Origin of the sequence: Variovorax restrictus, from assembly GCF_051216715.1 — a bacterium.
Taxonomy (GTDB): domain Bacteria; phylum Pseudomonadota; class Gammaproteobacteria; order Burkholderiales; family Burkholderiaceae_C; genus Variovorax.
On the sequence record NZ_JBPJZH010000001.1, the window covers coordinates 630,993 to 653,290 of the forward strand.

The 22,298-nt window shown below is 69.9% G+C and carries 23 protein-coding genes; 16 read left to right on the plus strand and 7 right to left on the minus strand.

What is annotated here, in order from left to right; translation table 11 throughout:
- The 3 genes from ACSFA0_RS02950 (at position 1) to ACSFA0_RS02960 (ending at position 3,024) form a co-directional block, all read left to right on the plus strand.
- On the plus strand, positions 1–909 hold the full coding sequence (locus ACSFA0_RS02950) for an alpha/beta hydrolase (protein WP_435448747.1): 909 nt from the start codon (positions 1–3) through the stop codon (positions 907–909).
- A gap of 54 nt (positions 910–963) precedes the next feature.
- Positions 964–2,028: a class II fructose-bisphosphate aldolase gene (fba, locus tag ACSFA0_RS02955; protein WP_435448748.1), complete on the plus strand. Its 1,065-nt coding sequence runs from the start codon at positions 964–966 to the stop codon at positions 2,026–2,028.
- A 90-nt stretch (positions 2,029–2,118) separates the two neighbouring features.
- Positions 2,119–3,024: a phosphoribosylaminoimidazolesuccinocarboxamide synthase gene (locus ACSFA0_RS02960; protein WP_435448749.1), complete on the plus strand. Its 906-nt coding sequence runs from the start codon at positions 2,119–2,121 to the stop codon at positions 3,022–3,024.
- A gap of 137 nt (positions 3,025–3,161) precedes the next feature.
- On the opposite strand, the gene ACSFA0_RS02965 is transcribed toward ACSFA0_RS02960, so the two are convergent.
- The 3 genes from ACSFA0_RS02965 to ACSFA0_RS02975 all read right to left on the minus strand — a co-directional run bounded on the left by ACSFA0_RS02965 (position 3,162) and on the right by ACSFA0_RS02975 (position 5,936).
- Positions 3,162–3,599, minus strand: a complete 438-nt coding sequence (locus tag ACSFA0_RS02965) for an META domain-containing protein (RefSeq protein WP_435448750.1) — start codon at positions 3,597–3,599, stop codon at positions 3,162–3,164.
- Between the two features lie 74 nt (positions 3,600–3,673).
- The gene (locus tag ACSFA0_RS02970) at positions 3,674–4,975 is read right to left on the minus strand and encodes an aspartate carbamoyltransferase (protein WP_435448751.1); all 1,302 of its coding nucleotides are present in this window, start codon (positions 4,973–4,975) and stop codon (positions 3,674–3,676) included.
- A gap of 40 nt (positions 4,976–5,015) precedes the next feature.
- Complete coding sequence (locus ACSFA0_RS02975; RefSeq protein ID WP_435448752.1) at positions 5,016–5,936, minus strand: tetratricopeptide repeat protein; 921 nt, start codon at positions 5,934–5,936, stop codon at positions 5,016–5,018.
- A gap of 36 nt (positions 5,937–5,972) precedes the next feature.
- Here ACSFA0_RS02975 and purE point away from each other — a divergent pair, with 36 nt between their 5' ends.
- The 4 genes from purE (at position 5,973) to ACSFA0_RS02995 (ending at position 9,168) form a co-directional block, all read left to right on the plus strand.
- The gene (purE, locus tag ACSFA0_RS02980; protein ID WP_435448753.1) at positions 5,973–6,530 is read left to right on the plus strand and encodes a 5-(carboxyamino)imidazole ribonucleotide mutase; all 558 of its coding nucleotides are present in this window, start codon (positions 5,973–5,975) and stop codon (positions 6,528–6,530) included.
- The gene (locus ACSFA0_RS02985; RefSeq protein ID WP_435448754.1) at positions 6,527–7,708 is read left to right on the plus strand and encodes a 5-(carboxyamino)imidazole ribonucleotide synthase; all 1,182 of its coding nucleotides are present in this window, start codon (positions 6,527–6,529) and stop codon (positions 7,706–7,708) included. Before purE ends, ACSFA0_RS02985 begins: the two co-directional genes overlap by 4 nt.
- On the plus strand, positions 7,705–8,706 hold the full coding sequence (locus tag ACSFA0_RS02990; RefSeq protein WP_435448755.1) for an L-threonylcarbamoyladenylate synthase: 1,002 nt from the start codon (positions 7,705–7,707) through the stop codon (positions 8,704–8,706). The genes ACSFA0_RS02985 and ACSFA0_RS02990 overlap by 4 nt, the downstream gene beginning before the upstream one ends.
- Positions 8,707–8,844: 138 nt before the next feature.
- Complete coding sequence (locus tag ACSFA0_RS02995; RefSeq protein WP_435448756.1) at positions 8,845–9,168, plus strand: hypothetical protein; 324 nt, start codon at positions 8,845–8,847, stop codon at positions 9,166–9,168.
- A gap of 19 nt (positions 9,169–9,187) precedes the next feature.
- Here the strand turns inward: ACSFA0_RS02995 and dacB are convergent, their stop codons facing one another.
- Positions 9,188–10,636 carry a D-alanyl-D-alanine carboxypeptidase/D-alanyl-D-alanine endopeptidase gene (dacB, locus tag ACSFA0_RS03000; protein WP_435448757.1) on the minus strand — a complete coding sequence of 483 codons (1,449 nt, stop codon included), beginning with the start codon at positions 10,634–10,636 and terminating at the stop codon, positions 9,188–9,190.
- A 68-nt stretch (positions 10,637–10,704) separates the two neighbouring features.
- Between dacB and ACSFA0_RS03005 the strand changes: the two genes are divergently transcribed.
- From ACSFA0_RS03005 to ACSFA0_RS03040, 8 genes are all read left to right on the plus strand, one after another.
- Entirely contained in the window at positions 10,705–11,721 is a 1,017-nt protein-coding gene (locus ACSFA0_RS03005) for a DMT family transporter (RefSeq protein ID WP_435448758.1), read from the plus strand.
- On the plus strand, positions 11,714–12,418 hold the full coding sequence (gene tsaB, locus ACSFA0_RS03010) for a tRNA (adenosine(37)-N6)-threonylcarbamoyltransferase complex dimerization subunit type 1 TsaB (protein ID WP_435448759.1): 705 nt from the start codon (positions 11,714–11,716) through the stop codon (positions 12,416–12,418). The genes ACSFA0_RS03005 and tsaB overlap by 8 nt, the downstream gene beginning before the upstream one ends.
- A gap of 9 nt (positions 12,419–12,427) precedes the next feature.
- Positions 12,428–12,925 carry a ribosomal protein S18-alanine N-acetyltransferase gene (rimI, locus tag ACSFA0_RS03015; protein WP_435448760.1) on the plus strand — a complete coding sequence of 166 codons (498 nt, stop codon included), beginning with the start codon at positions 12,428–12,430 and terminating at the stop codon, positions 12,923–12,925.
- The gene (locus tag ACSFA0_RS03020) at positions 12,922–13,692 is read left to right on the plus strand and encodes a uracil-DNA glycosylase family protein (protein ID WP_435448761.1); all 771 of its coding nucleotides are present in this window, start codon (positions 12,922–12,924) and stop codon (positions 13,690–13,692) included. Before rimI ends, ACSFA0_RS03020 begins: the two co-directional genes overlap by 4 nt.
- A 42-nt stretch (positions 13,693–13,734) precedes the next feature.
- Positions 13,735–14,559, plus strand: a complete 825-nt coding sequence (gene pyrF, locus ACSFA0_RS03025; protein ID WP_435448762.1) for an orotidine-5'-phosphate decarboxylase — start codon at positions 13,735–13,737, stop codon at positions 14,557–14,559.
- A gap of 175 nt (positions 14,560–14,734) precedes the next feature.
- Positions 14,735–16,582 carry a DUF1800 domain-containing protein gene (locus tag ACSFA0_RS03030; RefSeq protein ID WP_435448763.1) on the plus strand — a complete coding sequence of 616 codons (1,848 nt, stop codon included), beginning with the start codon at positions 14,735–14,737 and terminating at the stop codon, positions 16,580–16,582.
- Positions 16,583–16,602: 20 nt separating this feature from the next.
- Entirely contained in the window at positions 16,603–18,102 is a 1,500-nt protein-coding gene (locus ACSFA0_RS03035) for a DUF1501 domain-containing protein (protein WP_435448764.1), read from the plus strand.
- 89 nt (positions 18,103–18,191) lie between these two features.
- Entirely contained in the window at positions 18,192–18,413 is a 222-nt protein-coding gene (locus ACSFA0_RS03040) for a hypothetical protein (protein WP_435448765.1), read from the plus strand.
- A gap of 34 nt (positions 18,414–18,447) precedes the next feature.
- Here ACSFA0_RS03040 and ACSFA0_RS03045 read toward each other — a convergent pair whose 3' ends face one another.
- The 3 genes from ACSFA0_RS03045 to ACSFA0_RS03055 form a co-directional block, all read right to left on the minus strand.
- Positions 18,448–19,731 (minus strand): sensor histidine kinase, encoded by a 1,284-nt coding sequence (locus ACSFA0_RS03045; RefSeq protein WP_435448766.1) that lies wholly within the window; start codon positions 19,729–19,731, stop codon positions 18,448–18,450.
- Between the two features lie 52 nt (positions 19,732–19,783).
- Complete coding sequence (locus ACSFA0_RS03050) at positions 19,784–21,322, minus strand: EAL domain-containing protein (RefSeq protein WP_435448767.1); 1,539 nt, start codon at positions 21,320–21,322, stop codon at positions 19,784–19,786.
- Positions 21,323–21,562: 240 nt separating this feature from the next.
- Complete coding sequence (locus tag ACSFA0_RS03055) at positions 21,563–21,775, minus strand: SlyX family protein (RefSeq protein WP_435448768.1); 213 nt, start codon at positions 21,773–21,775, stop codon at positions 21,563–21,565.
- A 65-nt stretch (positions 21,776–21,840) separates the two neighbouring features.
- On the opposite strand from ACSFA0_RS03055, the gene ACSFA0_RS03060 reads away from it, so the two are divergent.
- On the plus strand, positions 21,841–22,215 hold the full coding sequence (locus ACSFA0_RS03060) for a hypothetical protein (RefSeq protein ID WP_435448769.1): 375 nt from the start codon (positions 21,841–21,843) through the stop codon (positions 22,213–22,215).
- The last annotated feature ends 83 nt before the right edge of the window (positions 22,216–22,298 follow it).

The following is a 22,298-nucleotide window of genomic DNA, read 5'->3' on the forward strand; positions in this document are numbered from 1 at the left end:
ATGATCCGATCCCTCTTCCTGCGCCGCCGCGTCACGTTCGCCGTGGCCGCCACATCGCTGCTGGCCGCCTGCTCCCCCCTCAAGCTTGTCGACCGGCTCACGCCGCGCGACACCTATGTCGCCGAGACCGGCGTCGCCTACGGCCGCGAGCCCCGGCAACAGCTCGACGTCTACCGCCCGTTGACGGAGGCGGCCCCGCCCGAAGGGCAGCGCCCGCTCATCGTCTTCTTCTACGGCGGCACCTGGACCACCGGTGAGCGCGCGAGCTTCCGCTTCGTGGGCGAAGCGCTGGCCGCGCGCGGTGCCGTCGTGGTCATTCCCGACTACCGCCTGTCGCCGCAGGCGACCTATCCGGCCTTCGTCCGCGACAGCGCTCTGGCGATGAAATGGGGGCTCGACAATGCGGCCCGGCTCGGCGCGGACCCGAAGCAGGTCTATGTCATGGGCCACAGCTCGGGCGGCTACAACGCCGCCATGGTGGCGCTCGACCCGCGCTGGCTGGGCGAAGTCGGCGCCAGCCCAAAGCAGCTGGCCGGCTGGATCGGGCTGGCCGGGCCCTACGATTTCCTGCCGATGGGCGACCCGGCTGCGCAGCGTGCCTTCGACTGGCCGAACACGCCGCGTTCGTCGCAGCCCATCGCCCACGTCTCGACGGCCGCGCCGCGCACCTTGCTGCTGGCCGCCACGAAGGACGCGCTGGTCGACCCCGTGCGCAACACCGGCCAGATGGCCCGCCGGCTGCGCGCCGAGGGCATCGACGTGCAGGTGCAGACCTTCGACAACCTGAGCCATGTCACCCTGATCGGTGCGGTCGCCACGCCGATCCGCTGGATCGGCGGGCCGGTGGTGCCGCCCATCCTGCAATTCGTGGGCCTGCCGTCGGACCTGTCCCACAAGCCCCCTCGGTAGAATTGAGCTAGTTTTTCTTCATTTCCCATCTTTAATTCCCGCGAGGTATTTCCCATGGCTCTCGTCTCGATGCGCGAACTGCTGGACCACGCAGCCGCCAACGGCTACGGCATTCCGGCTTTCAACGTCAACAACCTCGAACAGGTGCAGGCCGTGATGGAAGCCGCCAAGGAAACCGGCGCGCCGGTGATCCTGCAGGCCAGCGCCGGCGCGCGCAAGTACGCGGGCGAGGGCTTCATCAAGCACCTGATCCAGGCGGCGATCGAGAGCTACCCGAACATCCCGCTGGTGATGCACCAGGACCATGGCCAGAACCCGGACGTGTGCCAGGGTGCCATCGACCTCGGCTTCTCGTCCGTGATGATGGACGGTTCGCTCGAAGCCGACGGCAAGACCATCGCCAGCTACGAATACAACGTCGAAGTCACGAAGAAGGTGGCGCAGCTGGCGCACCGCGTGGGCGTCACCGTCGAAGGCGAGCTGGGATGCCTCGGCTCGCTCGAGACCATGAAGGGCGACAAGGAAGACGGCCACGGCACCGACGCGACCATGACGCGCGAGCAGCTGCTGACCGACCCGGAGCAGGCCGCCGATTTCGTCAAGCGCACCCAGATCGACGCGCTGGCCATCGCCATCGGCACCAGCCACGGCCCGTTCAAGTTCACCCGCAAGCCCACCGGCGACATCCTGGCGATCGACCGCATCAAGGAAATCCACCAGCGCATTCCGAGCACCCACCTGGTGATGCACGGTTCGTCGTCGGTGCCGCAGGACCTGCTGGCGATCATTCGCCAGTACGGCGGCCAGATCAAGGAAACCTACGGCGTGCCCGTCGAGGAAATCCAGGAGGCCATCAAGCATGGCGTGCGCAAGATCAACATCGACACCGACATCCGCCTGGCCATGACCGGCGCGGTGCGCAAGTTCATGTTCGAGAACCCGGAAAAGTTCGATGCCCGCGAATGGCTCAAGCCGGCGCGCGAAGCCGCCAAGCTGGTCTGCAAGCAGCGCTACATCGAGTTCGGCTGCGAAGGCCAGGGCGCGAAGATCAAGGGCGACACGCTGCAGGTCGTCGCGGCGAAGTACGCCAAGGGCGAGCTCGCGCAACAAGTGCGCTGAGCCTCTGCCGTCTGCCGAAGCCACCGCTCGCGGTGGCTTTTTTCTGCGCGCACAATCCGCCTTTCCCTTCCGTTTTCTCACGTCTTCGCCATGACCACCGTCCACACCTCCTCCATCCAAAGCCTGCCCCTGCTCGCGCGTGGCAAGGTGCGCGACAACTACGCCGTGGGCGAAGACCGCATCCTGATGGTCGCGAGCGACCGGCTTTCGGCCTTCGACGTGATCATGGGCGAGCCGATTCCCGGCAAGGGCGTGATCCTCACGCAGATGGCGCTGTGGTGGTTCGACCGGCTCGGCCACCTCTGCCCCAATCACCTCACCGGCGATGCGCCCGAAAGCGTGGTGACCGAGGCCGAAGTGCCGCAGGTGAAGGATCGGTCGATGCTGGTCAAGCGCCTGAAGCCGATCCCGGTCGAGGCGGTGGTGCGCGGCTACCTCGCCGGCAGCGGCTGGAAGGAGTACCAGGAAGGACGCGCGGTTTGCGGCGTGCCGCTGCCCGAGGGCCTGACCAACGCCAGCCAGCTGCCGCGACCGATCTTCACGCCTGCCGCCAAAGCCGCCGCCGGCGAGCACGACGAGAACATCAGCTACGACCGCATGGTCGAGGTCGTCGGCCCGGCGCTGGCGCAGAAGATCCGCGAGACCAGCATCGCCATCTACGAGGCCGCCGCCGAGATCGCGTTGGCCAAGGGCATGATCATTGCCGACACCAAGTTCGAGTTCGGCCTGGACGAGGCCGGCACGCTGGTGCTGATGGACGAGGTGCTCACGCCCGACAGCTCGCGCTACTGGCCGGTCGAAGGCTACGAAGAAGCACTGCGCAACGGCACCAACCCGCCGAGCTACGACAAGCAGTTCGTGCGCGACTGGCTCGAGGCCACCAAGGTCAACGGCAAGCCCTGGGACAAGACGCCGCCCGCGCCGCGCCTGCCGGCCGAGATCATCGAGAAGACCGCGGCCAAGTACCGCGAGGCGCTGGAGCGGCTGACGGGCTGAAGTCGTTCCCGGCTCAGAACGTGTGAAGGAACCGTCGCGAGCGCCCCGAGCTTGCGTCGAGGACCGGAGCCGCACTCGCGTGCGGTGAGGGCCGCAGATGCGAGATCGGGGTGCGCAGCAGGTTCATTCACACGTTCTCAGCGGTTGTCCAGCACGGCCAGCGTGCGCCCGCTGTCGTCCAGCAGCGAGAGCTGGCTGCCGAGGCGGCTGTAGGCCGTGGTGGCCTGCAGCGCGATCAGGAAGTTCGTTTCCATGGCGCTGCGCTCGGGTTCGATGCAGGCCATGCGCGTGGCGGCCATCGGGCCGATGGTCAGACGGTGCCCGGCGCGCTGGTAGGGGCCAGACAGGCGGTTGCAGCCGCCCGAGCCGCTGACGCGCGACCCATCGAACTGCAACTGCGCATCACGCCGCGGGTCGGCATCGCGCTGGGCCGGCTGGGTGCCCACGCTGACCAGCCGCCAGGTTTGCGATTCGATCGGTTCGTCGAGGCTCACGCTGGTGCCGCAACCGGCCAGCAGGGCGATGCCGAGGATCGGCAGGGCGACGCGTGAAGAAAGTCGGCGGATGAACGGCATGGCAGTCCTGTGTCGATGCGCGCGGCGACGCCCGCCGCGCCGCGATGGTAATGCCGCACAGGGCTCCTCACTCCTCAGGCTTCGAGCGCGTCGAAGGCCGCGTCGTCGGGGCCGATCGCCGCGGGCGGCCGCCAGCCGGCGTCGCGCATCGAGCGCGGCACCTGGTCTTCCACGCCAAGCAGCACCGCGAACAGCGCCATGCGCACCGGGATGCCGTTGTCGGTCTGGCGGAAGATGGCCAGTCGCGGGTCGTGGTTGAGGTCGGTGCTCAGGTCGTTGGCGCCGGGCCGGCTGTCGCGCGGCAGCGGGTGCATCACCAGCGTACGCGGGCTGCAGTGGGCATCGATCAGCGCCTGGTGGATCTGGAAGTCCGGTGTGTAGCCCTCGAACTGCTCCTGTTCCTTGGGCTCGAAGCGCTCCTTCTGGATGCGCGTGGCGTACACCACGTCGGCGCCCGTCAGGCCCTCGGCCAGCGACGCGGTCTGCACCACCACGTGGCCGTTGCGCGAGATGCGGTCGGCCAGGTGCGCCGGCAGTTCGAGCCCCGCGGGCGCGATCAGCGTGAACTTGAGCCCGCGGTAGAGCGACAGCAGCTTCACCAGCGAGTGCACCGTGCGGCCGTACTTCAGGTCGCCGACGAAGGCGATGTGCGCGCCGTCGACGATGCGCCCGAGCCGCGAGAACTCGCGCTGGATCGTGTAGAGGTCGAGCAGCGCCTGGCTGGGGTGCTCGCCCGCGCCGTCGCCGCCGTTGATCACCGGGATGTTCGTGGCCCGTGCGAATTCCGCCACCGAGCCCTGCTCGGGATGCCGCACCACCAGCGCGTCGACGTAGCCGCTCATGACGCGGCTGGTGTCGTAGATCGACTCTCCCTTGGCCATCGACGAGAAGGTGAATCCTGTCGTGTCGCAGACCGAGCCGCCCAGCCGGCAGAAGGCGGCGCCGAAGCTCACCCGGGTGCGGGTGCTGGCCTCGAAGAAGAGATTGCCGAGCACCGCGCCTTCGAGCACCCGCGACACCTTCTGGCGCCGCGCGATGGGCTGCATGATGTCCGCGACCCGGAACAGCGCCTCGACCGAATCGCGCGAGAACTGGTCGACCGACAGCAGCTGCGGCCGGCCCTCGAACAGGATGCGGTCGCGTAAGGCATCGGGCTGTACGCTCTGCGTTGTCTCGGCCGCGCTCGCCGCCTGCAGGATCTCCGAGACGAAGCGCTGGACGATCTCCGGCATGCCCCGCGCTTCCGACGATCCTTCCGGCAGCAGCCAGGTGTCGAGCGCGCGGCGGGTGACACCGATGCGCTGCGAGAAGGCCTCGCGGGTGAGGTTGAGACGCCGCATGGCGTCACGGAGAAAGGTTTGCTGATCGGCGTTCATGCTGGAAATGTACGCGATGCGTACATTTCCAGCGATACACTCAGCTCAGGACGACGCTGCTCAGTCGGCGGCGGTAGGTCGCCACGGTCGGGTCGTCCGGCGGGATCTGGCCGTCGGCCACCTTGGGCTTGGGCGGCTCGATGATCTCCAGAATGGCGATGTAGGTCTTGCGCGCCAGTTCTTCGCTCCAGGCCTTGTCGCGCATCAGGATCTCGAGCAGTTCGTCCATCGCGTCGGTCCAGCGCTGCTCGGCCATCAACAGCTGTGTGCGGGCGAAGCGCGCGTCGAAGTCGCGCTTGCCCGCGGCGATGCGGGCGTCGGCATCGGCCAGCGTCGGTGCGGTGCCGGTGGGCGGCGCGGCGACGTCGATGGCGTTCATCCAGCGCTGCAGCGCGTCGAAGCGGCGCACTGCCGGTGCCTTGGCGATGATGGGTGCGAAGGCGACCTTGGCGTCGTCGCTGCGGCCCAGTTGCAGTAGCAGCTTGACGTAGTCGAAGCGGGCGTCGTCGTTGGCCGGGTCGGTGGCCACGGCGTGCTGCAGCTTCTCGAGCGCGCCTTCGGTGTCGCCCTCTGCCAGCGCTTCCTGCGCGGCTTCTTCCTCGGCGGCGGCTTCCAGTTCTTCGGCGGCCGGCACATGCTTGTCGAGAAACTCGCGGATCTGCGCGGCGGGGATCGCGCCGACGAAGCCGTCGACCGGCTGGCCGTCCTTGAACATCACGCAGAAGGGGATGCTGCGCACGCCGAACATCTCGCTGAGCTGGCCCGAGATCTGCGGCACCTTGTCGGCGTCGAGCTTGGCCAGCGTGAAGCGGCCGGCGTAGTCGGTCTCCAGCTTCTCGAGCACCGGCCCGAGCTGTTTGCACGGTCCGCACCATTCGGCCCAGATGTCGAGCAGCACCGGCGTGGTCATGGAACCGTCGATCAGCGCGGTCTGGAAGTTTTCGAGGGTGATATCGATCATCGGGTGCAGATGGAGGCGAAACGTAAAATTGCGACCATGAACCAAACAATCCAGGTCGGCGTGGTGATGGGATCGAACTCCGACTGGGAGACGATGCGTCACGCGGTCGAGATTCTCCAGCAATTCGGCATCGCGCACGAAGCGCGTGTGGTCTCGGCCCACCGCATGCCGGACGAACTCTTTGCCTACGCCGAGAGCGCCGCGCCGCGCGGGCTGGCCGCGATCATCGCCGGTGCCGGCGGCGCGGCCCACCTGCCGGGCATGCTGGCCGCCAAGACCACGGTGCCGGTGCTGGGCGTGCCGGTGGCCAGCCGCCATCTGCAGGGCGTCGATTCGCTCTACAGCATCGTGCAGATGCCCAAGGGCGTGCCGGTCGCCACCTTCGCCATCGGCAACGCCGGCGCGGCCAACGCGGCGCTGTTTGCCGTGGCCATGCTGGCGGTCGGTGACCCGCGGCTGCGCACGCAGCTCGACACCTTCCGTGCGGCCCAGACGGCCGCCGCCCAGGCCATGACGCTGCCACCGCCCGAGGCCGGCGCGCTGGCGACGACACCGGTGTCGCCGTTCTCGCCGCAGGGCGGGGGGGCGCTGTGAGTGCGTCGACGCCCTATGTGCTGCCCGGCGCCACGCTGGGCGTGATCGGCGGCGGCCAGCTGGGCCGCATGTTCGTGCACGCGGCCCAGCGCATGGGCTACTTCACGGCGGTGCTCGACCCCGACGCCGACAGCCCGGCCGGCCGTGTGAGCCACCACCACATCCCCACCGACTACACCGACGTCGATGGGTTGGCGCGTCTGGCCGGCCTGGCTGAGGCGATCACGACCGAATTCGAGAACGTGCCGGCGCCGTCGCTGGAGCATCTGGCGGCGGCGCGCCCGGTCGCGCCGGCCGCGGCCTCGGTGGCGATCGCGCAGGACCGCATCCGCGAGAAGGCGCATTTCGTGCGCTGCGGCGTGGCCTGCGCGCCGTATGCCGTGATCGAGACGGCCGAGCAGCTCGCGGCCGTGGCCGACGACCTGCTGCCCGGTATCCTGAAGACCGCGCGGCTTGGCTACGACGGCAAGGGCCAGCAGCGCGTCGCCACCCGTGCGGAACTCGCGGCGGCGTGGGAAGCCACCGGTGGCGTGCCCTGCGTGCTGGAGAAGCGGCTCGCGCTCGACTACGAGTGCTCGGTCATCGTGGCGCGCGGGCAGGACGGCCAGATGGTCCATTTCCCGCCGCAGCGCAACCTGCACCGCGACGGCATCCTGGCCGTGACCGAGGTCTACCTGGGCAACATTCCGGCCGGCCAGGCGACGCGTGCGGTCGAATCCACCCGCGCCATCGCCGACGGCCTGGGCTACGTGGGCGTGCTGTGCGTCGAATACTTCGTGCTGGCCGACGGCACCATGGTGGTCAACGAGATGGCGCCGCGCCCGCACAACAGCGGCCACTGGTCGATGGACGCCTGCGACCTGTCGCAGTTCGACCTGCAGGTGCGCACCGTCGCCGGCCTGCCGCTGTCGACGCCGCGCCAGCACAGCCCGGCCGTCATGCTCAACCTGCTGGGCGACCTGTGGTTCGTCGATGCCAGCGACACGACTGTCGAGCCGTCGTGGGCCGACGTGCTGGCGCTGCCGGGCGTGCATCTGCACCTCTACGGCAAGACCGACGCGCGGCGCGGCCGCAAGATGGGCCACCTGAACATCACCGGGCCGGACATCGACACGGTGCGCAGCACGGCCGACTTCGCCGCCGCCGTGCTGGGGTTGCCCATCCCCTTGTCCGAATGATCGTCGACGGCCAATCGCCCGCCGCCATCGCCGCTGCCGCCGACCGGCTGCGCGCGGGCGGCCTGGTGGTCTTCCCGACCGAGACCGTCTACGGGTTGGGTGCCGACGCGGGCAGCGATGCCGCGGTCGCCGGCATCTTCCGGGCCAAGGGCCGGCCGTCGGACCATCCGCTGATCGTCCACATCGCGGCGGGTGCCAAGGGCACCCAGGCGCTGTCGCATTTCGCGCAGCCGCTGCCGCCCTTCGCCGAGAAGCTGGTGCGCGCCTTCTGGCCCGGCCCGCTGACGCTGATCGTCACGCGCCAGCCGGGCGTCGGCGCGGCCGCCGCCGGCGGGCAGGACACGATCGGCCTGCGCTGCCCCGCGCACGCCGTGGCGCAGGCACTGCTCGAAGCCTGCGCCGAACGCGGCGTGCTCGGCCTGGCCGGCCCCAGCGCCAACCGCTTCGGGCGCGTCAGCCCGACCACGGCGCAGCATGTGCAGGACGAGTTCGGCGACGAGTTGCTCATCGTCGATGGCGGCGCGTGCGCGGTGGGCATCGAGTCCACCATCGTCGACTGCAGCCGCGGCGCCCCTGTGCTGCTGCGGCCGGGCGCCATCACCCGCGACCAGATCGAGGCGGCCTGCGGCGAGCCGTTGCGCGACAAGGCCGATCTCGCCGCGCCCGACCCGCGGGCCTCGGGCACGCTCGAGGCGCACTACGCGCCCGACGCCAAGGTCCGGCTGATGGACGCCAAGGCGTTGCAGTCGGCGCTCGATGTGCTCGGCGCGCAGGCGGCGCACATCGCGGTGTGGGCGCGCTCGCCGGTCAAGAGCCGCTCGCAGCGCGTGCTGCAGCGGCGCATGCCCGACGATGCGGCGGCGGCGGCGCAGCAGCTCTTCGCCGTGCTGCGCGGCTTCGACGCCGAGGGCGCGAAGCTGATCTGGATCGAAACGCCGCCAGACACGCCCGACTGGGAAGGTGTGCGCGACCGTCTGCAGCGCGCCGCGGCAGCCTGAGACGGTTCGTGATCGGCCGCGGCCGGGCCGTTCTCCACAGAATACTTTCGTTGACGTTCGTGAAATTGTTTGCAACCCCCTGATCGGGGCCGCTGGCAACATCTGAAGCTACAAAAAAAGTAATTCAGGGAGAAGCCGATGATGATGATGACGACGACGCGCAGCGATGCTGCGCTGATCGACAGTGCCGTGGCTGCCATCGAGGATCTGCTGGCACGCATCGAAGACGATGTGAGCTGTCGTGAGCGCACCGAACGACCCCAGGAGAACCGTGCGATCCGGCGCTGCCTCGCCTCGGCCGTCGCGCTGCTCGATGTGAGCCGCACCCTGGTGCTCAAACCTGTGGCGCCGACGCCGGCGGAAACGGTGCGCCATTGGGACGCGCTGGTGCTGCAGACCAAGACCGCCGGGCGCGCCGCCTACGAAGCGGCGCTGATGCTGGCCGAAGGCCCGGCCCAGTGAGACGGGGGCCGTCGAGGCCTCAGTCCTGCGTCGCCCAGTCCACCAGCGCATCGAAGGCCGGCCGCGCCGCCGCCGCGTTGGCGTGGTTGGCGATCGCCACCACCACATAGCGCCGCCCGCTGGCGCCGTCGACATAGCCCGCCACGCCCGCTGCGTCGCGCAGCGTGCCGGTCTTCAGGTGCGCGGCGCCGCCCGAGCGCAGCGCGCGCCGACGCAGGGTGCCGTCCACCCCGGCGGCCGGCAGCGACGACATCAGCTCAGACATGACCGGCGAACGCCAGGCCACCTGCAGCATCTTCGCGAGCTCGCCGGCGGTGATGCGCTCGTCGCGCGACAGCCCCGAGCCGTTGTCGAACACCGGCTGGCCTTCGCCGGTGCCGATGCGGTTGTTCCACCACTGGCGCATCGTCGTGCGCGACGCGTCCAGCGCGCCGCGCTTCTTCTGCTGCAGGCCAAGCGTGAGGAACAGCTGCTGCGCCATCACGTTGTTGCTGAACTTGTTGATGTCGCGGATCACCTCGGCCAGTGGCGGCGAGACGATCTCGAAGGCCGGCTTCAGTGCCGCCGGCACGCGGCCGTCGCGCACCGTGCCCTTGAGACGGCCGCCCATCTCGGCCCATACGCCGCCAATGGCGCGTCCGGCGTAGCTGCGCGGGTCGGCATAGGCCAGGGCCCAGGTCTTCTCGCCGCAGGCGGTCGGGTAACTGCCGGCGAAGCGCAGGCGCGACGGGTCGGCCACGTCGGGCACCAGCGCGGCGCGCCAGTCGCCGCAGTCGCCGGCCGACAGTGGCACCGTCGGCTGCATCGCCACGCCGGCGAGCGGCGGGTCGAAGCTCACCTGCGCGGTCGCCGCGCCGCGGTTGGGCGTGAAGGTCATCACGACCGACTTGAAGTTCACCAGCAGCGCGTCGGGCGAGGCGTTGTAGGGCCGCAGGCCCTCGCCGTCGAAGGCGTTCGGGTCGGCTTCGATCGCCTCGAAGGCGCTGCGGTCGAGCACGATGTCGCCCTCGATGGCCTGGATGCCCAGGCCCTGCACGCGGCGCAGCAGCAGCCACAGGCGCTCGATCACCAGCTTCGGGTCGCCCTGGCCCTGGATGTAGAGGTTGCCCTGCAGCACGCCGTTGCGGATCGGGCCGTCGACGTAGACCGGCGTGGTCCAGGTGAAGGCCGGGCCCAGCAGGTCGAGGCCGGCGTAGGTCGTCACCAGCTTCATGATCGACGCGGGGTTCATCGGCACCTGCGCGCGCCAGGCCAGGCGGGGCGGTTGCACCGCGTCGGCGTCGGCCACCAGCAGCGTGACCGCGTCGCGCGGCACCTTGGCGCGGGCCAGGGCGGCGTCGACCTCGGGCGGCAGTTGCTGGAAAGGCTGTTGTGCGGCGGCGCTGGCGCCAATGAGGAGGGCGAAGGCGAGCGCCAGGGCGGCGCGGCAGACCGGGCGCGGCCCGGCCGGGAGGAAGGCGAGAGGCATCGGTCCATTATCCCGGCGGCATGGCCCCACGCCGGCGGCCGGTCACGCCCTGCCCGGATAATCCGCGGATGCCCGCCGCCTCCCGCTTCCTCCCGCACCTCTCCGCGCGCCAGTTGGGCATCGGTGCGGCCGTGGTCACGGTGCTGGTGTGGACGGCCTTCATCCTCATCGCCCGCGCCTCGGCGGCACGCTCGCTCACCCCCTTCGACCTGGCCTTCGCGCGCATCTGCGGTGCCAGCGCGGTGCTGGTGCCCTGGGGCGCGTGGCTGGTGGCGCGAGAGCGCCAGCGCCATCCGGGGCGGCCGGCCGGCTCGCTGTTCGGGCTCTCGCCGCTGGCGCTGCGCGTCACGGCGCTCGCCGGCCTCTTCGGCGGGCTGCTCTATGCCCTGCTGGCGTACAGCGGCTTCTTCTATGCCCCCGCATCGCATGCCTCCGTGTTGCTGCCCGGCAGCCTGCCGCTGTGGACCACGTTGCTGGCCGCGGTGGTGCTGCACGACCGCATCACGCCCGCGCGGGCTGTGGGGCTGGGGTTGATCGTCGTGGGCGATCTGTTCGTCGGCGGCCGCAGCCTGTTGCATGCCTTCGAGGGCGGCGACGTCTGGAAGGGCGACCTGCTCTTCATGTGCGCGGCCTTCTGCTGGGCCTGCTACAGCGTGGTGGCGCGCCGCCACGGGCTCGACGCCGTGCGCGCCACCATCGCGATCACCGTCTTCGCCTTCGTCAGCTTCGTGCCGGTCTACACGCTGCTGGTGGCCGGCGGTTGGGTGGCCAGCCGGCTCGGCAGCGCGCCGGCCGGCGAGATCGTCTTCCAGATGGCCTTCCAGGGCATCGGGTCGGTGGTGATCTCGGGCATCACCTTCACGCGGATGATCCAATACTTCGGGCCGGTGCGCTCCACCATGATCACGGCGCTGGTCCCGAGCCTGTCGGCACTGGGTGCCGTGCTGCTGCTCGACGAGCCGATGCACTGGACGCTGCTGGCCGGGCTTGTGCTGGTCACCGGTGGCATCCTGTTCGGCGTGCACCGGGCCACGGCGGCACCGGCGCCGGCCACCACACCCTTGCCGCGAGCTTGCGATGCCTGAACCGAAGCTGCTGGCCTTCGACACCAGCACCGACGTGTTGTCGGTCGCCGTGCGCCACGGCGATCGGGTCGTCGCCCACAGCGGCGCCGGCGGCGCGCAGGCGTCGAGCACGCTGATCCCGCTGATCCGCCGCCTGCTGGACGAGGCCGGCCTGACGCTCGCCGAGCTCGACGCCATCGCCTTCGGCCGCGGCCCGGGCTCCTTCACCGGCCTGCGCACCGCGTGCGCCGTGGCCCAGGGGTTGGGCTTCGGCGCCGGCGTACCGCTGCTGCCGATCGACACGCTGCATGCCGTCGCCGACGAGGCGCACCACCGTTTCGGCGCCGTCCGCGTGGTGGCGCTGCTCGACGCGCGCATGGACCAGGTCTACGCCGCGCGCTACCCCTTCGATGGCGACGAGGCAACGCCGGCCGTGCCCGAGCTGCTGGCGCCCGAGCAGGTCACCGTGCCCGACGGCTGGGCCCTCGCTGGCAACGCCTTCGCGGCCTACGGCGAACGCCTGCCCGCCGGCACCGCGCGCCACGCCGTGCTGCCGACCGCCGAGGCGCTGCTGCGCCTGGCGCCGGCCCTGCTGGCGGCCGGCGGTGCCGTGGCGCCGGCCGACGCGTGGCCGCTGTACGTTCGCGATAAAGTCGCCCAGACCACCGAAGAGCGTGCGGCCCTCAAGGCCGCCGCCGCTTCCGCCACCGCACCCTGAACCTTTGACATGAGCGCCGTCCTGCAACCGCTGGAAGCCCGCCTCGACGCGATGACCGTCGAGCGCCTGGAGGTGGTCTGCGCCGTCGAGAACCAGGCCTACTCCCACCCCTGGACGCATGCCAACTTCATCGATTCGCTGGCGGCGGGCTACCACTGCCAGATGCTGCTGGGCGGCGACACGGTCATCGGCTACTTCGTCGCCATGAAGGGGGTGGACGAGGTGCACCTGCTCAACATCACGGTGGCGCCCGCGTTTCAGCGCCAGGGCTGGGCGCCGCTCATGCTCGAGGCGCTGGCCGGCTGGTCGCGCGGGCAGGGCGCGCAATGGCTGTGGCTCGAGGTGCGCACGGGCAACGCGCGCGCGCTGCAGATCTACGAGCGCAATGGCTTTCGCCGCGTCGGCGTGCGCAAGGGCTACTACCCGGCGCACGGCGGCCGCGAAGACGCCGTCGTGATGAGCCTGCGGCTGCACGAGCCGACCAGCGCCTGGGGCAGCCTCGCATGAACACATCGTCGCTGAACCTCGATGCGCGGCAGCGCGCCATGCTCGACGAGATGGGCGTGAAGGTCTGGTGGCCGGTGGCGGCGCCTGTGGTCGCCACGGTCGACGTCGCGCCCGTCCCCGTGGCCGAGCCGCCGCCCCGGGCCGTCCTCGAAGAAGCACCGCAGGAGGCGCCGCGCGCTGCGCCGGCGCCGGCGGCCGTCCGCGCCCCGGTCGCCGCACCTGCAGCCGCCGCACCTGCCGCACGCGCCCACGGCGCCGCCGTGCTGGTGGCACCGCCGCACCGCCTGTACGCGACCGATGGGCCGGCCGAGGGCGGCTGGCTGGTCGTCGCCGACATGCCGCCCGAAGCCGACGGTCGCCACGGCGAGCCCCTGGCCGGCGACGCGGGCCGGCTGCTCGACAACATGCTGCGCGCCTTGCAGTTGCACGCCGGCGACATGCCGGTCCACCTGATGCGCACCCACCGCGGCGTGGCCTCCGGCCGCGACGACAGCCCACGGCCCTTCGCCGACGCCTTTCTCCCGCAGGCCCAGGCGCTGGCGCCGCGCCTGATCTTCGCCATGGGGCCACTCGCAGCGCAGACCCTGCTGCAGAGCGCCGACCCGCTGGGCAAGCTGCGTGGCCGCGCTGCCCGCATCGAGGCGCTGGGCGGCACGCCGGTCGTGGTGAGCTACCACCCGGCCTACCTGCTGCGCAATCCGGCCGACAAGGCGCGCGCCTGGGTCGACCTCTGCCTGGCGGCCGACGCGCTGGCGGCCGTCCGCTAGCACCCTGCGGCCGGCGCGTCGGCCCGCCACCTAAAATTCGGCATGACTTTCATCGACCAGCTGCGCGCCGCCGAGCGGCAGAACCGCTCCCTCCTGTGCGTCGGCCTCGACCCGGAACCCGCCCGGTTCCCGGTGCGCCTGAAGGGCGACGCCAACAAGATCTACGACTTCTGCGCGCGCATCGTCGACGCTACGGCCGACCTGGTGATCGCCTTCAAGCCGCAGATCGCCTACTTCGCCGCGCACCGCGCCGAGGGGCAGCTCGAGCGCCTGTTGGAGCACATCCGACGCGTCGCGCCGCAGGTGCCGATCATCCTGGACGCCAAGCGCGGCGACATCGGCTCGACCGCCGATCAGTACGCGATCGAAGCCTTCGAGCGCTATGGCGCGGACGCGGTCACGCTGTCGCCCTTCATGGGCTTCGACTCGGTCGCGCCCTACCTCAAGTACCCCGAGAAGGGCGCCTTCCTGCTGTGCCGCACCAGCAACCCGGGCGGTGCCGACCTGCAGGGGCAGCGCCTGGCCAGCGTCGACGGCCAGCCTTTGGTGTATGAACATGTAGCCAGCCTCGCCCAGGGCCCGTGGAACCTGAACGGGCAACTGGGGCTGGTCGTGGGCGCCACCTACCCGGCCGAAATCGAGCGCGTGCGTGCGCTTGCGCCGACGGTGCCGCTGCTGATCCCGGGCGTCGGCGCGCAGGGCGGCGATGCCGTCGCCACGGTGCGCGCCGGGTGGCGGGCGGATGCCCCGATCGTCGTCAATTCGTCGCGCGCGATCTGCTATGCGTCCGACGGCGACGACTTCGCCGACGCCGCGCGGCGCGAGGCGCAACGCACACGCGACGGCCTCGAAGCCGCCAAGCCCTGACCGACATTTCGTGTCACCGGCAGCCCTGAGTTGTGTCAGGGCGACGGAAAAAGTCACGTTTCTTAACAGTGCTTGTCTGACAGACGGCGCTTAGAGTCCTCGAGCACCGGGACAACCCGGGCATGGCGTTTGCCTTGAAAAGCATAGGGCGCATCGCGCCGAGGAGCGGGGACTCATGGTCGAAGAAATGGTGACGGGCCGCGTCGGCGTGCCCGGTGAGCGCGTGCGCGAGCTCGAACGGGTCGATGCGCCGGAGGCCAGACCGGCCACGTCCGGCCTGCCGACGCTGCCACTGGCGACGACGCTGGCGGCCGCAGCGGCGCTCGCGGCCTGCGGCGGCGGTGGTGGAAGTGGCGGTGGCGGCGGCAACGGTTCGGTCACCGCCGCGGGCACGACAGGCGACGGTGCCGGCACGCTCTCGCCACTCGCAGGCACGGCGACCGCCCAGACCTACGTCTATACCAAGCCGCAGAACGACACGGAAGCGGCGCGCTTTCTGTTGCAGGCGCAGTTGTCCGCGTCGGAAGCGGACATCGCCAGCGTGACGGCCAAGGGCTACCTGCCCTGGCTGGGCGAGCAGTTCGATGCGGCGCCCACGCTCACGGGCTGGGCCTGGATCGCCAGCAAGGCCCACAACGCGGTCGACACCGACGGCATGATCTGGCAGCAGCTCATGAGTTCGCGCGACAGCCTGCGCAAGCGCATGGCGCTGGCACTCACCGAGATCTTCGTGGTGTCGGCCAACGACATCGGCTCCAACTGGCCGCAGTACATGATGGCCCAGTACTGGGACATGCTGGTGGCCGGCGTCACCGGCAACTTCCGCACGCTGCTGGAGAACGTCACGCTGAACCCGGCGATGGGCTATTACCTCAACACCCGCGGCAACCAGAAAGAGAATTCCAGCGGCCGGCAGCCCGACGAGAACTACGCCCGCGAGGTCATGCAGCTCATGACCATCGGGCTCTACCAGCTCAACGCCGACGGCAGCATCAAGCGCGCCGCCGACGGCATGCCGCTCGATAGCTACACGCAGGACGACGTGACCAACCTGGCACGCGTCTTCACCGGCTACGACCTGGACATCGCGACGGCCGACAAGAACGCCTTCACGCCACCCGGCGCCAGCTACACCATCGAGAGCAACGCGTGGACCACGCGCCCGATGGCGCTCACCGCGTCGCGCCATTCGACGCTGGCCGCCACGTTCCTCGGCACCACGGTGGCCGCGGGGACCGAAGGCAAGGCGGCACTCAAGACCGCGCTCGACACCCTCTTCAACCACCCGAACGTCGGGCCTTTCATCGGCAAGCAGCTGATCCAGCGGCTGGTCACCAGCAACCCGAGCGCGGCCTACGTCGCACGCGTCTCGGCGGTGTTCGCGGACAACGGCGCGGGTGTACGCGGCGACATGAAGAGCGTGATGGCGGCCGTGCTGCTCGACAACGAGGCGCGCAGCCCGGCCGGCCTCACCGACGCCAGCTTCGGCCGTCTGCGCGAGCCCATGCTGCGCTTCGTGCAGTGGGGCCGCACCTTCGGCATCGGCTCCACGCTCGACACCTGGAAGATCGGCAACCTCTCGGGCACCGCCAACCAGCTCGGCCAGAGCCCGCTGCGCTCGCCCTCGGTCTTCAACTTCTTCCGCCCCGGCTACGTGCCGCCGGGCACCGCATTGGTCGAAGGCGGGCAGGTGGCGCCGGAGTTCCAGCTGGTCAACGAAACCACGGTGGGTGGGTACCTGAACTTCATGCAGGACCGTATTGCCAACGGCTTCAGCAGCAAGGACGTGATCCCGACCTATGCCGCCGAGAAGGCGCTGGTGCTCGATCCGGCGCGGCTGGTGCAGCGGCTGAACCTGCTGATGGCGGCCAACCAGCTGCAGGCGGCCACGGTCAAGCTCATCACCGACGCGCTGGCGCAGCCGGCCGTCACCTCGACCAGCACCGACGCCGTCAAGGCCAACCGCGTGTACGCGGCCGTGCTGATGGTCATGGCCTCGGCCGAGTACCTCATCCAGAAGTAAGAACCCGGAAAGCCAAGGCCATGCACTTCATCGATCCCCAGGGCCACACGCGCCGCGCCTTCCTGCGCCGTTCGGGCCAGCTCGCGATGGCCGGCACGGCGCTGCCCTTCGCACTCAACCTCGCGGCCATGGGCGAGGCCGCGGCGCAGAGCGCCACCGACTACAAGGCGTTGGTCTGCGTCTTCCTGTTCGGCGGCAACGACTACGCCAACACCGTCGTCACCTACGACGACCCGAGCTACCTGGCCTACAGCCAGATCCGCGGCGGCAACGGCCTGGCCGGCGGCGGCGTCGCGATCCCGAAGGCGTCGCTGACGCCGACGCTGCTCAGCCCGACGACCGCGCTGGCCGACGGCCGCCAGTACGCGCTGCACCCCGCCATGACGCAGCTCGCCAACCTGTACAACACCGACGGCAAGGTGGCGGTGCAGCTCAACGTCGGCCCGCTGGTGGCGCCGCTCACGCGGGCGCAGTACCAGGGCGGCGACCGCCGCAACTACCCCGTGCCGCCGAAGCTCTTCTCGCACAACGACCAGCAGTCGACCTGGCAGTCGTCGTCGCCCGAAGGCTCGACCGTCGGCTGGGGTGGCAACATCGGCGACCTGGCGATGACGCAGAACAGCACCTCGCTCTTCACCTGCATGTCGGTGTCGGGCAACGCGGTGTTCCTGTCGGGCGACAACGCGTTGCAGTACCAGGTGAGCACCGACGGCGCGATCGCCATCAACAGCCTGAAGAACAACGTGTACGGCTCGTCGTCGGTGAGGGCCGCGATGGCACAACTGGTGCAGCAGACCCGCGGCCACACGCTGGAGAACGAATACAACCGCATCACCGTGCGGGCGGTGCAGGCCGAAGGGCAGATCAACAGCGCTCGCGGCGCGGCCTACCCGAACGGGAACCCCGGCACGGCGGGCACCTTCCCGTACAACGTGACGGCCGGCGGCGTGACCTACAACGGCAACGGGCTCGCCTCGCAGCTGGCCATGGTCGCCCGCCTGATCCGCGGCCGCGACACGCTCGGTGCCAAGCGCCAGGTGTTCTTCGTGTCGATGGGCGGCTTCGACCTGCACGACAACCTGATCGCCAACCAGTCAGGCCTGATGGCGCGCCTGAGCGACGCGATGGCGGCCTTTCACAAGGAAATGGTCGCGCTGGGCCTGGGCAACAACGTCACGAGCTTCACCGCGTCCGACTTCGGCCGCACGTTGGCGAGCAATGGTGACGGATCCGACCATGGTTGGGGTAGCCACCACCTCGTGGTCGGCGGCGCCGTGAAGGGCAAGGAAAAGCTCTACGGCAAGGCGCCGGTGGTGAGCATCAACAACGACTCGAAGCTGGCCGGCTACGAAGGGCATGTGGGGCAGGGCCGCCTGATCCCCGGCACCTCGGTCGACCAGTACGCGGGCACGCTCGCCAAGTGGTTCGGCGTGCCTGCGGGCGACCTCGGCAGCATCCTGCCGAACCTCAAGAACTTCGGCGGTACGGACTACCCGACCGACCTGGGCTTCATGGCGTAGGCGCTGCACGGCGCGCGGCGTTGGCGACGTGCGCACGGGGGCACAATGCGCGGGCCGGCACGCTCGCCGGTCGAAGGAACACACCCCCCATGAACGCCACCCGCATCGTCGGCATCCTCCTCATCGTCGCTGGCATCGCAGGCCTGTCGATCGGCGGTTTCAGCTTCACCAAGGAAACCCACCAGGCCAAGCTCGGCCCGCTGGAGCTGTCGGTGAAGGAGCGCGAGAACGTCAGCATCCCGACCTGGGCCGGCGTGGCGGCCATCGTCGTGGGCGGCCTGCTGCTGGTGGTCGGGGGCAAGAAGGGATGAGCCTGTCGCGCGCACGCGCCGAACCGGCGGTGCGTCAGCCAGCGTAGGTCTTGGGGAACAGCACGCGGAACGTGGTGCCTTCGCCTACGTCGGACTCGAGTTCGACGCTGGCGTCCAGCAGGTCGGCCAGGCGCTTGACGATCGACAGGCCGATGCCTTCCCCCGGTCCGATGCGCACCGCAGCGGCGCTGTGGGCGATGGGCTCGACCACGGTCTGCGCAACGGCTTCGTCGACCGGCACGCTTTGCTCGTACCCCTTCGTGAGCTGCGTCGCACCCTGCAGCGCCATCGCCATCTGCGAGACGGGGCCGGACTGGATGCCGGGCCCGGTGTCGCGCACGCTGAGCACCCAGCGCGGGTCGTCGTAGGCCCGCGCGTCTTCCCACTGCACGTCGACCCCCCCCGTGGTCGTGTACTTCAGGGCATTGAGCACCAGGTTCTGGACGAGACGCCGCGTCTTAACCGGGTCGCCCGTCACCGGAAACGGGGCCGGACCGCGGGTGCGCAGATACAGGCCGCGTTCCTGCGCCAGCACCTGCAGGCCTTCGCACAGGCTGCTCACTTCGACGGCCACGTCCATCTCGACCAGCTGTCGGGTTTCGGTGCCGGCCTGGAGCCGCGCCAGGCTCGTGACGTCATCCAGCAGGTGCTTGAGCGAACTCACGTTGTGACCCAGCACGCGGATGAACTTGTCGCGCGAAGCGTCGGCCGCCGTGCCCATGGACAGGCCCCGCGCCGCGGTGGCCACGACGCCCACGTTGCCGCGCAGGTCGTGGGCGATCTGGCGCCACAGCTCGGCGCGTTGCGATTCCAGCTCGTTGAGGCGTTCCAGCGCGACCTCCAGGTCCTTCACATGGCCGGCCGCCTCCACCCGCTGCAGACGGAAGTACTGCGAGGTGCTCTCTTCGAGGTCGGTCGACGTGGAGGCCGCCCAGATCTGCCGTGCATGGGCCATCACCGCATGCGGTACCTCGGGGCGGGCCTCGGCATAGGCGTCGAGTTCGGTCACCATGCAGCGGTTGAGCGTGCCCAGTTCGCGCGTGACCTCGTGCAGGTCGTAGCCCTGCTGCCACCGGTGCACGCCGTGGGCGCTGGCCTCGGCGCTGGGCGCGAGCTGCGTCACCTCTGCGGGGGGCGCACGCAGCGCCTCTTCGAACCCTGCCAGCACACCCGGCACATGGTCGTTGAGTTGCGAGCGCGGCAGCGCGTGGCTGGTCGTCAGCGCCGGGTCGCGGCGAACCGCGGTGCGCCAGGCCCGGAGGATTTCTTCGCGGCGCTGTCCAAGGTGGTCGGCCAGCCTGGCCAGTTCGGGGTGCATGGCCCGAGTGTGCCTGTTGCCGCGCGCGCCGAGAAACTATTCGTGACGATGGTCAGGCGGCGAACAGCCGTCCGGCCTCGACCGGCTTGCTGAACAGCCACCCCTGCGCCAGTGCCGTGGGAGCGAGCGCCAGGAAGTACGCGGCCTGCTGCTCTTCCTCGATGCCTTCGATGACCATGCTCAGGCCCAGCACCTCGGCCATCGCGACGATCTGCGGTGCGATGGTGTCCTGATCGCTCTGGTCGTGCAGGGCCTGCATGAAGGTCCGGTTGATCTTGATGGCGTCGACCCGCAGCCGCGACAGGTACGACAGGCTGGAATAGTCGGTGCCGAAGTCGTCGATGTACACCTTGTGGCCGGCCTCGCGCAGCCGGGCGATGGCTTTGCCGAGCTCGCGGCTGTTGGCGGTGGTGCGCTCGGTCAGTTCGAGGCCGATGCAGGTCGGCGGCAGGTCAATGGCCTGCAGCCGCGCGCTGAGGAAGGGGGCGAATGCGTTGTCGAGGATGTCGCTGGCCGCGACATTGATCGTCACCTGGAAGTCCGGCCGGCGGCGCAGCTCGTCGTGCAACTCCTCGAGCACGCGGGTCACCACGAAGCGCGTCACCTGGCCGATGAAGCCCTCGTTCTCCGCCGTGGCGATGAAAGCGTCGGGACTGACCGGCTTGCCCGTCGGGTCGGTCCAGCGCAGCAGCGCCTCCGCGCCGACCTGGCGCCGGTCGGATAGGCGCACGATCGGTTGGTAGACCACCTTGAGCTGGCCCGAGCGCATCGCCACGCGCAGTTGCTTGCCGAGCGAACGAGAGCGCCCGATGACCACGCTCGCCGCAAAGCCGCCGCTCAGGCCGAGCAGCAGGCCGAACATGCCGAACTCGAGGATCACGGGCGAATGGAGAATCGAACGGGTCTGGCGCAGCGCCGCGACGATGCAGCCGGCGAAGCGCTGCGAGCAGCGCATCTCGTAGGCGCGGCCGTCCAGGCGCAGCGGCTGCGCCGCGACCAACCGAACCCCGTCGAGGTTCGGCATGGTGCCGACGGTGCGGAGCACCCGCCGTGGTTCCTCGCGACCACTCACGACCACGTAGTCGAGCCGTGGGTCCACAACCTCGATGTAGGCCTGCCCGTTGAGGGTCACGGCGGCATCGCCGCGCTGCATCAGCAGTGCATTCGCGCCAGGCACGCCGACCTGCGGTGCGTTGAAGCTCACGGTGAGGCCGTTCTCGCCCACCACGTCGGGCCTCGGCACGGGCACCTCCGGGTTGATCACCCCCACCGTCGAGCTGCAGAACGCTGCGCCGTTGCGCAAGCGGCTGGCGCTCTTGAGGTAGCGGGACGTCAGCACGATGCGGCGCAAGCGCGACACCTCGGCGTCGGCGCAGGTCGCGTCGTTGGTCCGCTCGATCTCGGCCAGGGCGTCGAACGCTTCACCGCTGATCTGGTCGGCTCGGGCGATGTAGGCGTCCGCCATCTCGGCGACGGCGGCCTGCTGCTGGCGTCGCACCGTCCACTCGCCCATCACGAGCGCGAACCCGGTGGCCAAGAGTGCACCACACACCATGGAGACCACGGTGCGCGCCAGCGGCTTGCGGATCATGGGAGGCACAGCGTGCGGTCAGGGTGTCCGACGAGGAGGCACGGGCCTGGGAGGACGGGGGGAGGACGCATGGTGCAGCAGGGGTTGTGGCGAGGTCTGCGTGTGCCGATCATCGCCGCGCAGGGACCGATTCTGAACGATGCCTGCAGGCGTCGTTTCCCTACCACGCACTTTCTTTCCATGCTGTCGCTGCAAAGCTGCATGTGTAAGTCGATGTGTCTGCTTTTGTATCGAAATGATTCAATAGTGCGGCGGCAGTTCATCCCCTGGATGGCGTGCACCACCGCCTTCGGGCATCTGCTGTCGCAGCTGCGTCAGCTGCTGGATCAGCCGGTCGATCTGTTCCTGCTGCCGGTAGATCGTCAGGTTGAGCTGGTCGAGCAGGTCGTCGGTGAAGCTCGCCTTGACCTCCAGGTCTTCGATGCGGCGTTCCAGTGCGTGGGTGTGTTCCATGCCCCTATTGGACAGGACGATTTGTCCCATGGCGCTGTCGCTGCCCGCGCCTACACTCGCCGCCCATGCGCCGTTGGTTCTGCCTCTTCCTGCTGACCCTGCTGCCGTTGCAGTTCAGCTGGGCGGCCGCGGCGGGGTACTGCGCGCACGAAAGCCGTCCGCAGAGCGCCCATCTGGGCCACCACCAGCACGAGCATGCCCAGGACGACGGCGCGGTCGACGCGGCGGCCAGCCCGTCCGCCGACGACGACAGCCGCGTCGGCGCCGACGTCCATCCCGACTGCGGCCAGTGCCACGGCCTGGGCGTCGGCCTGCCGATGCCACTCGTCGCCATGGCCTTCCCGGCCACCGTCCGCGACCCGGCGCCGACCACGGCCGCGGGCCGATGGCTGCGCGCCACCGCGCCGCCCGACCGCCCGCAGTGGCCGCCCCTCGCCTGATCGGCGAGGCGGACCGGCCCTTCACACCCCGTTCCCGTCCGCGCGACAGCGCGCCCTCGATGCCCGAGGGCGGCTGACGCGCC

Coding starts and splice junctions, on each gene's coding strand:
- ACSFA0_RS03005 (WP_435448758.1), top strand. CDS start 10,705: ATGCCCGCCGCCTCCCGCTTCCTCCCGCACCTCTCCGCGCGCCAGTTG.
- ACSFA0_RS02965 (WP_435448750.1), bottom strand. CDS start 3,599: ATGCCGTTCATCCGCCGACTTTCTTCACGCGTCGCCCTGCCGATCCTC.
- ACSFA0_RS02990 (WP_435448755.1), top strand. CDS start 7,705: ATGATCGTCGACGGCCAATCGCCCGCCGCCATCGCCGCTGCCGCCGAC.
- ACSFA0_RS03020 (WP_435448761.1), top strand. CDS start 12,922: ATGAACACATCGTCGCTGAACCTCGATGCGCGGCAGCGCGCCATGCTC.
- ACSFA0_RS02960 (WP_435448749.1), top strand. CDS start 2,119: ATGACCACCGTCCACACCTCCTCCATCCAAAGCCTGCCCCTGCTCGCG.
- ACSFA0_RS03030 (WP_435448763.1), top strand. CDS start 14,735: ATGGTCGAAGAAATGGTGACGGGCCGCGTCGGCGTGCCCGGTGAGCGC.
- ACSFA0_RS02970 (WP_435448751.1), bottom strand. CDS start 4,975: ATGAACGCCGATCAGCAAACCTTTCTCCGTGACGCCATGCGGCGTCTC.
- tsaB (WP_435448759.1), top strand. CDS start 11,714: ATGCCTGAACCGAAGCTGCTGGCCTTCGACACCAGCACCGACGTGTTG.
- ACSFA0_RS03045 (WP_435448766.1), bottom strand. CDS start 19,731: ATGCACCCCGAACTGGCCAGGCTGGCCGACCACCTTGGACAGCGCCGC.
- ACSFA0_RS02995 (WP_435448756.1), top strand. CDS start 8,845: ATGATGATGATGACGACGACGCGCAGCGATGCTGCGCTGATCGACAGT.
- ACSFA0_RS02950 (WP_435448747.1), top strand. CDS start 1: ATGATCCGATCCCTCTTCCTGCGCCGCCGCGTCACGTTCGCCGTGGCC.
- ACSFA0_RS02975 (WP_435448752.1), bottom strand. CDS start 5,936: ATGATCGATATCACCCTCGAAAACTTCCAGACCGCGCTGATCGACGGT.
- ACSFA0_RS03055 (WP_435448768.1), bottom strand. CDS start 21,775: ATGGAACACACCCACGCACTGGAACGCCGCATCGAAGACCTGGAGGTC.
- purE (WP_435448753.1), top strand. CDS start 5,973: ATGAACCAAACAATCCAGGTCGGCGTGGTGATGGGATCGAACTCCGAC.
- ACSFA0_RS03040 (WP_435448765.1), top strand. CDS start 18,192: ATGAACGCCACCCGCATCGTCGGCATCCTCCTCATCGTCGCTGGCATC.
- ACSFA0_RS03035 (WP_435448764.1), top strand. CDS start 16,603: ATGCACTTCATCGATCCCCAGGGCCACACGCGCCGCGCCTTCCTGCGC.
- pyrF (WP_435448762.1), top strand. CDS start 13,735: ATGACTTTCATCGACCAGCTGCGCGCCGCCGAGCGGCAGAACCGCTCC.
- ACSFA0_RS03050 (WP_435448767.1), bottom strand. CDS start 21,322: ATGATCCGCAAGCCGCTGGCGCGCACCGTGGTCTCCATGGTGTGTGGT.
- rimI (WP_435448760.1), top strand. CDS start 12,428: ATGAGCGCCGTCCTGCAACCGCTGGAAGCCCGCCTCGACGCGATGACC.
- dacB (WP_435448757.1), bottom strand. CDS start 10,636: ATGCCTCTCGCCTTCCTCCCGGCCGGGCCGCGCCCGGTCTGCCGCGCC.
- fba (WP_435448748.1), top strand. CDS start 964: ATGGCTCTCGTCTCGATGCGCGAACTGCTGGACCACGCAGCCGCCAAC.
- ACSFA0_RS03060 (WP_435448769.1), top strand. CDS start 21,841: ATGCGCCGTTGGTTCTGCCTCTTCCTGCTGACCCTGCTGCCGTTGCAG.